13 protein-coding genes and 1 riboswitch are annotated in these 13,823 nt (G+C 38.0%); of the genes, 11 read left to right on the forward strand and 2 right to left on the reverse strand.

Going from position 1 to position 13,823, the window contains the following annotated elements; genetic code table 11:
* Positions 1 to 4 precede the first annotated feature (4 nt).
* Genes hisA through hisIE form a run of 3 tightly spaced genes read left to right on the forward strand, consistent with a single transcriptional unit; the run spans position 5 to position 2,101 of the window.
* Positions 5 to 706 (forward strand): 1-(5-phosphoribosyl)-5-[(5-phosphoribosylamino)methylideneamino]imidazole-4-carboxamide isomerase, encoded by a 702-nt coding sequence (gene hisA, locus BLE01S_RS01555; RefSeq protein WP_066136554.1) that lies wholly within the window; start codon positions 5 to 7, stop codon positions 704 to 706.
* Complete coding sequence (gene hisF / locus BLE01S_RS01560) at positions 706 to 1,467, forward strand: imidazole glycerol phosphate synthase subunit HisF (protein WP_066136557.1); 762 nt, start codon at positions 706 to 708, stop codon at positions 1,465 to 1,467. The genes hisA and hisF overlap by 1 nt, the downstream gene beginning before the upstream one ends.
* The gene (hisIE, locus tag BLE01S_RS01565) at positions 1,457 to 2,101 is read left to right on the forward strand and encodes a bifunctional phosphoribosyl-AMP cyclohydrolase/phosphoribosyl-ATP diphosphatase HisIE (RefSeq protein WP_066136562.1); all 645 of its coding nucleotides are present in this window, start codon (positions 1,457 to 1,459) and stop codon (positions 2,099 to 2,101) included. Before hisF ends, hisIE begins: the two co-directional genes overlap by 11 nt.
* Positions 2,102 to 2,173: 72 nt before the next feature.
* Here the strand turns inward: hisIE and BLE01S_RS01570 are convergent, their stop codons facing one another.
* Positions 2,174 to 3,307 carry a zinc-dependent alcohol dehydrogenase gene (locus BLE01S_RS01570; RefSeq protein ID WP_066140743.1) on the reverse strand — a complete coding sequence of 378 codons (1,134 nt, stop codon included), beginning with the start codon at positions 3,305 to 3,307 and terminating at the stop codon, positions 2,174 to 2,176.
* A 206-nt stretch (positions 3,308 to 3,513) separates the two neighbouring features.
* Between BLE01S_RS01570 and BLE01S_RS01575 the strand changes: the two genes are divergently transcribed.
* From BLE01S_RS01575 to BLE01S_RS01600, 6 genes are all read left to right on the forward strand, one after another.
* Positions 3,514 to 4,662: a trans-sulfuration enzyme family protein gene (locus BLE01S_RS01575; RefSeq protein WP_066136565.1), complete on the forward strand. Its 1,149-nt coding sequence runs from the start codon at positions 3,514 to 3,516 to the stop codon at positions 4,660 to 4,662.
* A gap of 101 nt (positions 4,663 to 4,763) precedes the next feature.
* Positions 4,764 to 4,877: riboswitch (SAM riboswitch) on the forward strand.
* A 136-nt stretch (positions 4,878 to 5,013) separates the two neighbouring features.
* On the forward strand, positions 5,014 to 5,982 hold the full coding sequence (locus BLE01S_RS01580) for an aliphatic sulfonate ABC transporter substrate-binding protein (RefSeq protein ID WP_066136569.1): 969 nt from the start codon (positions 5,014 to 5,016) through the stop codon (positions 5,980 to 5,982).
* A gap of 15 nt (positions 5,983 to 5,997) precedes the next feature.
* The gene (locus BLE01S_RS01585) at positions 5,998 to 6,840 is read left to right on the forward strand and encodes an ABC transporter permease (protein ID WP_082788544.1); all 843 of its coding nucleotides are present in this window, start codon (positions 5,998 to 6,000) and stop codon (positions 6,838 to 6,840) included.
* A 14-nt stretch (positions 6,841 to 6,854) separates the two neighbouring features.
* Positions 6,855 to 7,574 (forward strand): ABC transporter ATP-binding protein, encoded by a 720-nt coding sequence (locus tag BLE01S_RS01590; RefSeq protein WP_066136572.1) that lies wholly within the window; start codon positions 6,855 to 6,857, stop codon positions 7,572 to 7,574.
* Complete coding sequence (gene acsA / locus BLE01S_RS01595; protein ID WP_066136575.1) at positions 7,571 to 9,283, forward strand: acetate--CoA ligase; 1,713 nt, start codon at positions 7,571 to 7,573, stop codon at positions 9,281 to 9,283. The genes BLE01S_RS01590 and acsA overlap by 4 nt, the downstream gene beginning before the upstream one ends.
* 165 nt (positions 9,284 to 9,448) lie before the next feature.
* Positions 9,449 to 10,387 carry a methyl-accepting chemotaxis protein gene (locus BLE01S_RS01600; RefSeq protein ID WP_066136578.1) on the forward strand — a complete coding sequence of 313 codons (939 nt, stop codon included), beginning with the start codon at positions 9,449 to 9,451 and terminating at the stop codon, positions 10,385 to 10,387.
* Positions 10,388 to 10,463: 76 nt separating this feature from the next.
* On the opposite strand, the gene BLE01S_RS01605 is transcribed toward BLE01S_RS01600, so the two are convergent.
* Entirely contained in the window at positions 10,464 to 11,324 is an 861-nt protein-coding gene (locus BLE01S_RS01605; protein ID WP_066136581.1) for a helix-turn-helix transcriptional regulator, read from the reverse strand.
* Between the two features lie 164 nt (positions 11,325 to 11,488).
* Here BLE01S_RS01605 and BLE01S_RS01610 point away from each other — a divergent pair, with 164 nt between their 5' ends.
* Entirely contained in the window at positions 11,489 to 12,844 is a 1,356-nt protein-coding gene (locus tag BLE01S_RS01610) for a carbohydrate ABC transporter substrate-binding protein (protein WP_066136584.1), read from the forward strand.
* An 83-nt stretch (positions 12,845 to 12,927) separates the two neighbouring features.
* On the forward strand, positions 12,928 to 13,818 hold the full coding sequence (locus BLE01S_RS01615; RefSeq protein ID WP_066136587.1) for a carbohydrate ABC transporter permease: 891 nt from the start codon (positions 12,928 to 12,930) through the stop codon (positions 13,816 to 13,818).
* Positions 13,819 to 13,823 lie beyond the last annotated feature (5 nt).

Consider the following 13,823-nt stretch of genomic DNA (forward strand, 5'->3'; position numbering starts at 1 on the left):
TATGATGAAAATTTTACCGGCAATGGATTTAATTAATGGAAAATGTGTCAGGCTTTATCAAGGTGATTTTAAACAAACAACACAAGTGGGAAGTGACCCGGCAACACAACTGAAAACTTTCATTGAAGATGGGGCTGAAATTATTCATATTGTTGATTTGGATGGCGCGCGCTCAGGTAATCCAGATCAGTTAGAATTGATTTCGAAGCTCTGTAGTATATCGACGGTTCCTGTGCAGGTTGGTGGTGGCATTCGCTCACTTGAAACGGTGAGAGCATATATAAAAGCAGGTGTATCTAGAGTTGTTATAGGAACGGCCGCATTGGAAGATGAAAACTTTCTAAAAGAAGCATTGAAAAATTTCCAGGCTAATATTGTCATTGGTATAGATGCGCGTGATGAGAAAGTGGCTGTTAGTGGCTGGGAAACGGAAACGGATGTAAATTATATTGAGTTTGCACAACAAATGGAGCAGTTGGGTGTGAAGACGATTGTGTTTACCGATATTTCTAAGGACGGTACAATGCAGGGGCCAAATTTAGAACAATTACAAAAAATCAATGAAGCAGTAGATTGTACAATTGTAGCTTCAGGTGGTATTAGAAATCAGGCTGATCTTGATGCGGTAGCAGAGCTTGGGATTACAGAAGCCATTGTTGGTAAGGCGATGTATGAGGGAACAGTCAAACTAAGAGGCGGTGTGTGATGAAAGCGAAAAAAATTATTCCATGTCTTGATGTGAAGGATGGCAAAGTTGTAAAAGGTGTAAATTTTGATGGAATGCGCGAAATGGGCGATCCAGTTGCAATGGCTGAAGCATATTCAGAAGCTGGTGCAGATGAATTAGTATTTTTAGATATTACCGCTACGACTGAAGAACGGGAGACAATTACTGAATTAGTGAAAAAAGTGGCAAAAGTGGTGACAGTACCCTTTACAGTTGGTGGGGGTATAAAAAGCATGGAGGATATTGCACGTATTTTAGATGCTGGTGCAGACAAAGTTGGAATCAATTCAGCTGCTGTGAAAAATCCATTATTAATCGAGGAAGCGTCAAAGGAATTTGGCTCTGAACGAATTGTGGCAGCTGTTGATGCAAAGCTTTTCCCAGATGGAACTTGGCATGTAATGACACGTGGTGGCATGGAAAATGCTGAAATGGATGCAATTTGGTGGGCGAAAGAACTGGAAAGGCTTGGAGCGGGAGAGATTTTACTTACCAGCGTTGACCGTGATGGTGTAAAAGATGGTTATGATTTAGAGTTAACAAAAGCAATTGTTAATGCTGTAAATATCCCGGTTACTGCTTCTGGAGGATGTGGAAATGCAGAACATATCACTGAAGTGTTTACAAAAACTGATGTGGAATCTGCTTTAGCTGCTTCAATTTTCCATGAAAATATGTTTACCATTGGTGAAGTGAAGCAATTGTGTAAGAAGCGGGGAGTGAATGTTAATGAAGCCTGATTTCACGAAAGGTCTCATCCCTGCAATTGTGATAGATGACCAGAATGGTGAAGTCTTAATGCTCGCCTATATGGATGAGACAGCTTTTCAACGCACATTAGAAACGAAGGAAACTTGGTTTTATTCACGTTCGCGAGAAGAGTATTGGAATAAAGGCGCAACATCAGGCAATAAACAATTAGTGAAATCTATTCAATTAGACTGTGATGCAGATACGTTGTTAGTAAGAGTGGAGCCGCTTGGTCCCGCATGTCATACTGGTGCCAATTCTTGTTTTTTCGCCACACTCGATGGGGAAGTAGCAGAGTCAACCTCTATATATGCAGATTTGATGGATGAGATTGAAGAACGAAAAAAGGCACCTGTCGCTGGCTCTTACACGAACTATTTATTTGAAAAGGGCACAGATAAAATTGCTAAAAAGCTGATTGAAGAAGCGGGAGAAGTGATTATTGCAGCTAAGAATAATGATAAAGAGGAACTTATCAATGAATGTAGTGACTTGCTTTATCATACGCTCGTTCTTTTAGCAGAAAAAGGTGTCTCGCTTAAGTCGGTAGAAGATGAGCTACGAAAACGCTCTTCGAAAAAAGCTAATGCGAAAGAAGAGCGTCCTGAAATAAAAAATTGGTAGTATAGCTTAAAGTTCATGCCAAATGGAGTGGTGCCTCCCTTTGGCATGAGCTTTTTTCTTTGTTTTATGTGATCAAGTTTTTAGTACCACCTTAATGCAGTCATCTTCATGATTATTAAAAATTCGATACGCATGACTTGCTTCGTCAAGTGCTATCTTATGGGTAATAATTTCCTTAGGATCAAACTCATTATTGACTATTTTTTCATATAGCTCCGGCATGTAATGAACAACTGGTGCCTGTCCCATTTTTAAAGTGATGTTTCTTGAAAAAAAATCCCCAAGTGGAAATAGATTATAATTGGCTCCATACACACCAGTTAATTGGACAGTTCCGTATTTCCGAACAGCTTTTGTGGCTATTTGAATGGCACTAAGTGTCCCGCCTTGAAGTTTTAGTTTTTGTTCCATTTTTTCAACCGCTGACTTTTTACCATCCATACCGACGCAATCAATGACAACATCAGCTCCACCATTGGTAATTTCTTTCAAGTACGCACCCATATCATCTTGTTTGGTAAAATCATAAGTTTCAACTTTGTTTATTCTCTTTGCATGTAACAAGCGGTATTCCAAATAATCGACTGCGATAACTCTTCTTGCTCCTTTCATCCAGGCAAATTTTTGTGTCATTAGTCCAACCGGCCCACATCCTAGAACAATAACAGTATCTCCTTTTTTTACAGCTGCATTCTCCACGCTCCAATACGCTGTTGGAAGGACATCTGATAAAAAAAGTAAGGACTCATCCTCTAATTCACTCGATTCTGGAACTACAAAAGGAAGAAAATTACCAAAAGGAACTTTTAAAAACTCAGCTTGCCCGCCTGGATGATTTCCGAACATCTCCGTATAACCAAAATAGCCACCTGTATCTTGATGAGGATTGGCATTATCACATTGGCTTTCCATATCGTGCTCACAATAAAAACATCTTCCGCAGGCAACATTAAAAGGAATAATAACCCTGTCCCCTTTTTTTACTTTTGTTACATCAGGACCGACTTCTTCAACAATACCCATCGGCTCATGCCCAATGATATAGTCTTCTCGTATTTTCATATTACCTTGATAAAGATGTAAATCTGAGCCACAAATGGCTGTGGAAGTAATATGGACAATAATGTCATCCCTTTTTTTTATTGTAGGGTCGTCTACATTTTTTACTTCAACTTTTTTCGGTCCTTGATAAGTGACGGCTTTCATATTTACCACTCCCATCATCGAATTATCTCTTTGGTATGATGCCCTTTTATAAATAAAAAAAACATAGGTTGGTTTTTGACAATTTGTATAATTGTGAGTATAATCACAATTATTGAATTTCATTTTTAACGCTTGGCTCTTTCTAAAAAATTGATGTTTTTAAAATAAAACTGTTGAAGGTTACATACATAGGAGTGACATAAATAATGAGTGATGTTTCATTTGATACACTTGCTGTACATCAATCACAAAAACAAAACAATAACTTCAAAACAAAAGCTTCGCCTATTTATCAAACGTCATCTTTTTCTTTTAATGATCTTGATGATTTGGAAGGGTATTTTAAAGGAGATACACCATATTTATATTCTAGATATGGAAATCCGAATACAGATGAACTAGGGGCCGCAGTGGCCGCATTAGAAGGTACAGAGGCTGGCGTAGCAACTTCATCTGGAATGTCAGCTATTATGTCTGGAATTCTCGCCATCGTCAAACAAGGAGACCATATTATAGCTTGTGAGGATTTATATGGAGGAACATACCACCTTCTTGATGATGAGTTGAAAAACTTTGGTATCGAGGTTACATTCGTATCCTTCTCTAATGAAAAAGAAGTACGGGCAGCCATTCGCCCAAATACAAAGCTGTTTTATACAGAGAGTATTACAAATCCCTTTTTAAGGGCTGAGAATATTCCTTTATTCGTAAAAGTTGCTAAGGAACACAACTTGTTTACGATCGTTGATAATACATTTGCTACTCCATACTTGCTACAACCATATAAAGATGGCGTAGATCTTGTTGTTCACAGTGCAACAAAATACCTTGGTGGCCACAGTGATGTATCAGCGGGCGTAATTGTCGGCAACAAAAACCTTATTGGGAAAGTCCGTCAAAACTTAGTTAGTTTGGGCGGGAATTTAAGTCCATTTGAGGCATGGCTTACATGCAGAGGGATTAAAACGCTTGCCCTACGTATGGAAAAGCAATCAGCAAATGCACAATTAGTTGCAGAATCATTAGTGGATAATGAAAATGTGTCAAAAGTATTTTATCCGAAATCTGTGTCTGAACAAGGAAATGGAGCGGTTGTAACTGTCGAAATTGCACCTCATTGTGATGTCCATTCCTTTTTTTCTTCACTTGGTTGGATTAAAATTGTGCCATCTTTAGGTGGAGTGGAAACAACTGTTTCTTATCCACTTGGATCATCACACCGTAACTTACCTCCTGAAACACAAGAAAAACTTGGGATAAATGAGAGGGTAGTACGTATTTCAATTGGTATCGAAAAAGATCAGGATATTATTAATCAGCTTCAGTACGCTATATCGAAAGCGTTGAAGAATTAGTATTGCATTAATATTCTAAAAAGGGTTTGACAGTTACAAAATCGTAGTTTATACTGCATACATAGGTAATAGTTAAAATTTTATAACAATTAAATCGTAATCTCTTATCGAGAGTGGCGGAGGGAATAGGCCCTGTGAAGCCCGGCAACCTGCAAACAAATTGTGTTTGAGAAGGTGCTACATCCTACAGATCATAATGATCTGGAAGATAAGAGGAGGAATCGTCCACACGCCCTCTTCTTATGAAGAGGGCTTTTTATTTTTTTATAGAAAATGTGGGTTGATTTGTAATAGTTTAATTTTAAAACCAAGTAAATATATGAGTTTAATTATTAATAGGGGGAAATATCAATGAAATCATGGATTATTAAAACATTAATATTAATCATCGCTGTAATGGCAATTGCAGGCTGTTCAAGCAATGCAAGTGGAGAGGCGAGTAAACCGAAAAAAATTATCTTAGACTATGCACATTATTCACCAACAAGTCTTGTGTTAAAGGAAAAAGGATTTGCTGAAAAATTGTTTGAAAAAGAAGGGATTGAAGTTGAATTTGTTTTAAGCCAGGGAAGTAATAAGGCACTCGAGTTTTTAAATTCTAAAAGCGTAGATTTCGGCTCATCTGCTGGGGCGGCAGCGTTAATGGCAAAAGCTAAAAATTCTCCAATTGAATCTGTATATATATATTCTAAACCCGAATGGACAGCACTTGTTTCTACAGATGAGACAATCAAGTCAGTAGAAGATTTAAAGGGGAAAAAAGTAGCAGCTACACTGGGAACAGATCCATATATATTTTTACTGAGAGCAATAGAAGAAAGCGGGCTATCTGCTAAAGATGTTGAAATCATCAACTTGCAACATGGTGATGGAGCGGCTGCACTTCTTTCTGGAGAGGTAGATGCTTGGGCAGGACTTGATCCTCACATGGCGCGTGTAGAAAAGGAAGTTGGTGCTAATCTTTTCTTTAGAAATCCAGACTTTAACACTTATGGGGTATTAAATGTCCGTCAAGATTTTGCTGAAAAGTATCCTAAATATGTAAATAAGGTAATTGAGGTATATGAAGAGGCTCGTCAATGGTCCATTGAAAATCCTGAAGAAACAGCAGAAATATTAGCAAAAGAAGCTCAAATTGATTTAGATGTAGCCAAAATCCAATTGGAGCGTAATGATTTTTCTGCATCTGTACCTGGAGACGAGCAGATAGCAATAATTCAAGCTGCAGGTGACGTACTTAAATCAGAAGGAGTTATTGATTCGAAAACAAATATCGAAGAGGTCGTTGATAACTTAATCAATCCAGACTTTTTCGAGTGAAGGAAGGTAATAAATATGAGTGGAAGAAGTGATTCAATACGAGTGCAAATAAATAAGTCGAAAACACGTTTTACCACAAATTTACTATGGAAGAATAATGAAAAGTGGGTATTAGGAAGCATCATTCCTCTTGTATTGCTAATTATTTGGGAAGCTGCTGCGAGAGTTGGACTAATCGAAGCACATCTCCTTCCAGCACCTACAAGGATCATTCAAGAGATTTTTGAAATGGGAGCAGGGGGTACTTTATTCAGTCATGTAGGGGCAACGGTGTTTAGAGTTGCGACAGGCTTTTTCCTAGGTACGATTGCGGCAGTCCTACTTGGATCGGCGGTAGGGTATTTTACAGTATTAGAAAAGTTGATGGATCCACTTATTCAGGCGTTTCGATCAATTCCATCCCTTGCGTGGGTACCACTGTTTATTCTCTGGATGGGGATTGGTGAGCCATCCAAAGTGACATTAATTGCGGTCGGTGTGTTTTTTCCAGTTTATTTAAATATTGTATCTGGCATTCAAGGTGTAGATAGAAAGTTAATCGAAGTAGGGAAAATTTACGGGTTCACCTCAACTGAAACATTAAGGAAAATCATCCTTCCAGCTTCTTTACCATCTTTCATGGTCGGTTTACGAAGCGGAATGGGACTTGGTTGGATGTTTGTTGTAGCAGCAGAGATTATGGGAGCAAGTCAAGGGTTAGGTTACTTGCTGGTGGTTGGTCAAAATACGTATTCACCTGAATTGATCATTGCAAGTATTTGCTTATTTGCAGGCATTGGAAAAATAACTGATGCATTGTTGAAAATATTGGCAGAAAGGTCACTTCGCTGGCAAGATAGTTTGTCCAATCAGCGGTAAAGGAGGTCATGAAATTGCTCGCAGTTCAAAATGTAAGTCGTACATTTAATAATGGAAAAGCCGGTTTTCAAAATGTGACTTTTTCGATGACAGAAGGAGAAATCATTGGGGTCCTCGGTACAAGCGGCAGTGGAAAAAGTACTTTGCTGCGGGTTCTCTCAGGACTTGATGAAGAATATGAAGGATCATTTACTCTCTCTAATCGCAAAGTTGGGATGATGTTTCAAGAACCCCGCTTAATGCCTTGGTTATCTGTACAAGACAATATTTGTTTCGGTATTCAATCGGTAGCAGAGCAGAAGCTTGCAAAAGACTTACTAGAACTTGTCGGTCTTAATGGTTTCGAAAGACACTATCCGAAAGATTTATCAGGAGGTATGGCACAGCGAACTGCCATTGCACGCTCCCTCATTACAGAACCAGATGTCTTACTATTAGATGAACCATTTAGTGCGCTTGATGCCTTTACAAAAATGCAACTGCAAGATTTGCTACTTTCCATTTGGAGAAGGCGGAAAACAACGATGGTACTTGTCACACATGATATAGATGAAGCTCTCTATTTATGTGATCGGATTTTTATTTTGCGGGGCCAGCCAGGTGAGTTATATGCGGAAATTACGATTAATCAAAAAAAGCCGCGATTAAGAGGCGATGTAGGCCTTGCGGAGAAAAAGGCTGAAATTTTAAGTCTTCTTAATTTATACAACGAGATAAAGGAGAATGGAAAATGAGCAGACAAGAAATAATCCAACCATTTGCAGGTACACATAATGTGCAATCTGATCTTGCCGGTCGTAACTCGATTGCGTGGGAAGAGATCGAAAAAAGCTTTAGCTGGCATGAGACAGGTAAAGTAAATATGGCATACGAAAGCGTGGATCGGCATGTGGCCGACGGTTTTGGCGATAAAATAGCTCTTCATTATGTGGAGGAGGGTAGGGAATGGAAGATAACTTATAAAGAGTTAAAAGAAAAGACAGATAGCTGGGCACAAGTGTTAAAAAAGAACGGTGTGAAAAAAGATGATTTTCTTTTCGTCTTTTTACCGAAGCATCCGGAATGTCATATTGCAATTTTAGCAGCAATTAAGCTTGGCGTTATTGTCGGACCACTTTTTGAGGCATTTATGGAGGAAGCTGTCCGTGACCGGATTGCAGATTGTGAAGGGAAATATATAATTACAAATGAAGAATACTTACAGCGTGTGCCACTTAAAGATTTATCAAGCCTTGAAACGATATTTTTGACAGATGAAAATCCTGATTATTTAGAAGCGATATCGATTCCGAAAGAATTGGAAAAGATCGACACAAATGAAAGTATCATCGAATGGGTGGATCTTGATGATGGGTTGAACATTCATTATACAAGTGGTTCAACAGGCAAACCCAAAGGGATTATTCATGCGCATAGGGCGATGATTCAGCAATACATAACTGGTCGTTGGGTGTTAGATATAAAAGAAGAAGATGTTTATTGGTGTACGGCACATCCAGGCTGGGTAACAGGCTGTGTCTATGGGATTTTCGCACCACTTCTGAATAGGGCAACAGTCGTTATTCATGGAGGTCGCTTTAATGCTGATAGCTGGTATGAAACGATTGAAAAAACAGGAGTCACTGTCTGGTATAGTGCGCCGACTGCTTTCCGTATGCTGATGGCAGAAGGAAATGAAGCACTTGGCCGCCATGACCTCAGTAAGTTGCGTCATATTTTAAGCGTAGGGGAACCGCTTAATCCAGAAGTCATTTACTGGGGTGTGGAAAATCTGAACTTACGTATCCACGATACATGGTGGATGACTGAAACAGGTGCGCAGTTAATTGTAAATTTACCGACTGAAGCGATTAAACCAGGATCGATGGGAAAACCACTACCGAATATTGAAACGGCTATTTTTGATGACGATGGGAATATTCTACCGTTAGGTGAAGTAGGCCATTTGGCAATTAAAGGACCGTGGCCTGCGATTATGAAGGGAGTTTGGAAGGACGAGGCAAAATATGCATCATATTTTCCATTTGGGCCAGAATGGTATCTCGCTGGGGATTTAGCTTCCAAGGATGAAGAAGGTTATATCTTTTTTCAAGGAAGAAGTGACGATATGATTAATTCTTCTGGTGAACGAATTGGACCATTCGAAGTCGAAAGTAAGTTAATTGAGCACCCAGCAGTAGCCGAAGCAGGTGTTATTGGCAAACCTGACCCAATTCGTGGGGAAATCGTAAAGGCATTTATTGTATTAAACAAAAATTATTACACGAGTCCCACACTGCTTGAGAACATACGTCTTTTTGTCAGAGGCAGACTTGCGGCCCACTCCGCACCTCGTGAGATTGAAGTAGTCGAGGAACTACCAAAAACAAAAATTAGCGGAAAAATATTACGTCGTGAGCTTAAAGCGAAGGAAATAGAGAAATTAAAGTTAATTCATGTTTAAATTTAAGCATTTATAAAAGGTAGAACTCCTTTTATAAATGCTTTTTTAATTAAGGAAAATAGAAAGGGGAATTATGCGTAAGGGAGACTATTGACCTAAATAAATGATTTTATTTTGTAAAAATATGCTATTATAGAGGTATAAAGCATTACGGAGGGAAGCATAATGTTTAAGTCGCAAAGAGAAAAGCAACAGAAGATTGCACAGCTAGAACTAGAATTAGCAGATTTGAAAGCCTCTTATCAACATAAAGAGGATCAAGATCATACATGGCTTTTAAAAGTAAAAGATGAATTAAATGCAGCTGTTCAACAGCATGAAAAAGTCAATTCGCAACATAATGTACTAGGCCAAGCTGTCAATCAAATGGAAGAAAAATTTCAAAACGTATCTCATCTTAGTGAGCAAACTTCTGAAAAGTCAAATGAACTATTTAAAAAGGGAGTTTCATTAAATAAGCATTCGGTTAAAATGGTTGAGGAGTCGCAACAAGGTTCAGAAGATGTGAAGAATACAGCTGATGTTATTCAAGAACTTGGAGAACAAATTATTGCATCTGAGCGAAATATGACGAATTTAAGCGAGCGTTCTGTTGAAATCCAATCGATCGTTGGAGTCATTGAAGACATCGCTGCCCAAACGAATTTACTGGCATTAAACGCCTCGATCGAAGCTGCAAGAGCAGGTGATTCAGGAAAGGGATTTGCTGTTGTTGCACAAGAAGTGCGAAAACTAGCTGAAAGTACGGCTGATAGCACAGCGAATATTCAATCTCTAACGTCTTCATTACAAGAAGAGATAGAAAGTGCGCTAACTGCAACACAAAAAAGTGCTCAGTTAGTCGACAAAGGTATTCAAGTGAGCTTTCAAACGGCAGATAAAATTGACAGTATATTAAAAACAATTGAAGAAAGTCAAATAGATATTAGTTCAGTACAGGAAATGATTGAAGAGCAGAAACAATTATCAGGGGCAGTAAGGAAAGAACTTCAAGAAGCGCAAAACTTATTTGCCCATGCTCAAGATGTAATCGTCGAACATATTGAAGATGCAAGAGAAGTGGACGAGCGATTAGAAAATGGGATCTTACAGCTACAAGTATAAGAGTTAAACAAACAACCCGCATTTATTGTGGGTTGTTTATTACTAGTTTTCCATAAGGAACCTTTATATTAGAATCTTACGTTGGGGTATCTTCTAAAGAATCCACATTTCTTCTCGTTTTCTTTCTGAAAGAGGAGGGAGTTTGGCCAGCTGTGCGTTTAAATGATTGGGCAAAAAAAGATTGGGAGGAAAAACCAGTCATTTCCGCTATATCAGCAATTTTATAATCAGTCGTTTCTAAGAGAAGTTGTGATTCTTTAATCCGAACTTGATTTAAGTATTCAATAGGAGAGATTCCCGTATCCTTTTTAAACGAATGGGCTAAATAATATTTATTGATATGCCTTAATTCAGCCAATTTATCAAGCGTAATTTCATTACGGTAATTTTGCTTAATAAATTGTTTGATGAAAGCTACATCTTTATTAATTCTTTTTGAATCAGTTTTTTCAACCTTGAAATTCTTTTCACGCTGAAGTTTGACAATAAGGATTTCAATGATGTTTTGACAAATAACCTCAAAATCTACTTTATTATTCTGAACTTCATATAATAATTTATTAAGATAAAATAAAAGATCCTCTCTGTTTCCTTGATATGTGTATAGACCCAGTTGCGAATCTTCTTCTTTTGGGAGCGAAAAAGACAGACCCTCAATACCTAACGCGATGTATTCTAATGAATCCTGATGGTTCGATTTTTCAGTATGGTCAACGAAGGGATTGATAATTACCAAATCATTCTCTTTAACCGGGATTTCGTGATTTGGTAATAGAAAAAAACCTCTTCCCTTTACGATATAAAAAAGTTCTGTAAAATGATGGGAATGCTGTGTGCTATGCCAGTCCTTTCCATATTCAGATCGAGTGATATATAGGAGTCTAAGAGACATCTTTTTTTTGTCGAAATTTTTCATTTTATAGACGACATGGGACATTTATCACTCTGCCTCCTCTTTGGAAATACTATCATTGTAATTATTTTATCGAAAGATTTGACAGAAAGCAAGATACCTAAAAAGTTGAACAAGATATTTATTGTGAAAGCGTTTCATTGAATGTACGATTTAAGTACAGTCAATAGTAAAAGGGGGATCTCATAATGAAGGTGAAAAAATGGTTTTTTGCTAGTTTCATTGCAGTAATATTGCTTAGTTTAGTGGCCTGTAGTAGTGGAGGAGAAAGCGCTGGTTCGACCACTTCAAAAGAGGACGGGAAAAAATCTTCAGATGAGAAAGTTTTGCATGTTGCAGCTTTAGAATCTGCATACGGGGCTGATATGTGGACGAAGATAGCCGAATCATTCGAGGCGGCTGATGAAAATGTCACTGTTAAATTGACTGTGGAGAAGAATCTTGAAGAAGTAATTCGCCCCAATATGCAAGCTGGAGAATATCCTGACGTGGTTTTACTAGCATCAGGAAGAAAAGAAGCATTGACAGATACTTTAATCAAGGAAAATGGTTTAGAAAAGATTACCGATGTCTTAGATATGAAGGTGTACGGTGAAGATAGAACAGTAGATGAAAAATTACTAGATGGATTTACGGATACCCTTGCTACTAACCCATATGCAGACGGGGAAACGTACTTAGCTCCTATGTTTTATAGTCCGACAGGATTGTTTTATAATGCGGGTTTATTTGAAGAAAAGGGATGGAAAGTTCCAGAAACTTGGGGAGAAATGTGGGAATTAGGAGAACGAGCAGCGAAAGAAGAGATTTCATTATTTACCTACCCTATTTCTGGATATTTTGATACATTGGTTGGATCAATGTTGTATGCATCTGGCGGAACTGAATTCTATAATGGTGCAATGACTTATGAAGACGGTATTTGGGAGACGAAAGAGGCCACTCAAGTATTAGAAACTATTAATAAATTAGGTAACTACATCCACCCAAATACGACTGCAAATGCTAATCCAAATGATTTCACGAAAAATCAGCAGTTGGTTTTAGATAATAAAGCATTATTTATGCCAAATGGTACATGGGTAGTCGGAGAAATGGGAGAAGCGCCAAGAGCTGAAAACTTTGAATGGGGCATGATGCCAGTACCAGCTTTTGAAAAAGGTGGAGACCGTTACGCCTTTACTTTTTTCGAGCAAATTTGGATCCCATCTGCAGCAAAAAATAAAGATGTTGCCAAAGAGTTTATCACTTATATGTATTCGGACGAAGCGGCTTCTATATTTATGAAAGCGAATGCAGTGCAGCCGATAGAAGGAATTACCGGTCAGCTTGATGGACAAAACGAAACGTTCTATAGTATCTATGAGGAAGGAACACTACCAGCAATGGGTACATTTGCGTCAACAAAACCAGTTCCCGGTGTAAGCATGGGTGACACATTATACGGGCAAATTGACAGTATAATGAGCGGAAAACTTACCATAGAGAAATGGCAAACGAGTATAGAAGAAGCAAGCGACAAACTGAGAGAAGCTATGAACTAATTTGCACATTCGTATAGGTTTAATAAATAAGACGGTGGGCAGATTGTCTCACCGTTTTATTTGATTAAAAGAGGTGAAAGATAATGAACAGATCTAGATCAAGGAATATATTTATTGGCTTATGTTTATCTCCAGCACTTATTTTACTTATCATTTTTATGGTCATACCGACAATAGAAGTATTTCGGATGTCACTTTTCCAATGGGGAGGATTTTCTAATAATCAGGAATTCATTGGATTAGATAATTTTAAGACGTTGTGGAATGATATGAACTTTTTTCGATCCTTTCAAAATTCAATTTTACTTATAGTGATAGTCTCCGTTTTCATTCTTATATTCGCATTGTTTTTTGCGGCAGTTTTAACAAGAGAGAATATTAAAGGGGTAAATTTCTTTCGAATTATATTCTATATATCTAATATTTTATCGATCGTGGTTATAGCTGGGATATTCTCTGCGATATATGACCCGGAAACCGGGCTATTAAATAATGTTTTAGGTTTATTACATTTGGAAAAATGGCAAGAGCTCTGGTTAGGTAACCAAGACATTGTTATTTATAGTGTTTCCTTTGCCTTAATCTGGCAAGCAATTGGATATTACATGGTGATGTATATGTCTAGTATGACTAGTATACCAGAAAGCTTTTATGAAGCAGCCTCCCTGGAGGGGGCAGGTAAGGTAAAACAATTTACCGATATTACTCTCCCTTTGATATGGAATAATATCCGAACAACATTAACTTTTTTTATCATCAGTACGATCAATTTAAGCTTCTTATTGGTACAAACGATGACTGGTGGGGGCCCCGACGGTTCAACCGAGGTTTTTCTATTCTACATGTACAACCAAGCCTATACTAATTCGACATATGGGTATGGAATGGCGATTGGGGTAGTCGTCTTTATTTTCTCTTTTGTGCTCGCGGCAATCATCAATCATATAACGAAGCGGGACGTACTAGAGTATTAAGGAGG

This window comes from Lederbergia lenta NBRC 16444 (assembly GCF_001591545.1).
GTDB lineage: Bacteria > Bacillota > Bacilli > Bacillales > Bacillaceae_C > Lederbergia > Lederbergia lenta.

Excerpts from the sequence above, each read along its gene's own strand:
- hisA (WP_066136554.1), top strand. The coding sequence starts at position 5 with ATGAAAATTTTACCGGCAATGGATTTAATTAATGGAAAATGTGTCAGG.
- hisF (WP_066136557.1), top strand. The coding sequence starts at position 706 with ATGAAAGCGAAAAAAATTATTCCATGTCTTGATGTGAAGGATGGCAAA.
- hisIE (WP_066136562.1), top strand. The coding sequence starts at position 1,457 with ATGAAGCCTGATTTCACGAAAGGTCTCATCCCTGCAATTGTGATAGAT.
- BLE01S_RS01570 (WP_066140743.1), bottom strand. The coding sequence starts at position 3,307 with ATGAAAGCCGTCACTTATCAAGGACCGAAAAAAGTTGAAGTAAAAAAT.
- BLE01S_RS01575 (WP_066136565.1), top strand. The coding sequence starts at position 3,514 with ATGAGTGATGTTTCATTTGATACACTTGCTGTACATCAATCACAAAAA.
- BLE01S_RS01580 (WP_066136569.1), top strand. The coding sequence starts at position 5,014 with ATGAAATCATGGATTATTAAAACATTAATATTAATCATCGCTGTAATG.
- BLE01S_RS01585 (WP_082788544.1), top strand. The coding sequence starts at position 5,998 with ATGAGTGGAAGAAGTGATTCAATACGAGTGCAAATAAATAAGTCGAAA.
- acsA (WP_066136575.1), top strand. The coding sequence starts at position 7,571 with ATGAGCAGACAAGAAATAATCCAACCATTTGCAGGTACACATAATGTG.
- BLE01S_RS01600 (WP_066136578.1), top strand. The coding sequence starts at position 9,449 with ATGTTTAAGTCGCAAAGAGAAAAGCAACAGAAGATTGCACAGCTAGAA.
- BLE01S_RS01605 (WP_066136581.1), bottom strand. The coding sequence starts at position 11,324 with ATGTCCCATGTCGTCTATAAAATGAAAAATTTCGACAAAAAAAAGATG.
- BLE01S_RS01610 (WP_066136584.1), top strand. The coding sequence starts at position 11,489 with ATGAAGGTGAAAAAATGGTTTTTTGCTAGTTTCATTGCAGTAATATTG.
- BLE01S_RS01615 (WP_066136587.1), top strand. The coding sequence starts at position 12,928 with ATGAACAGATCTAGATCAAGGAATATATTTATTGGCTTATGTTTATCT.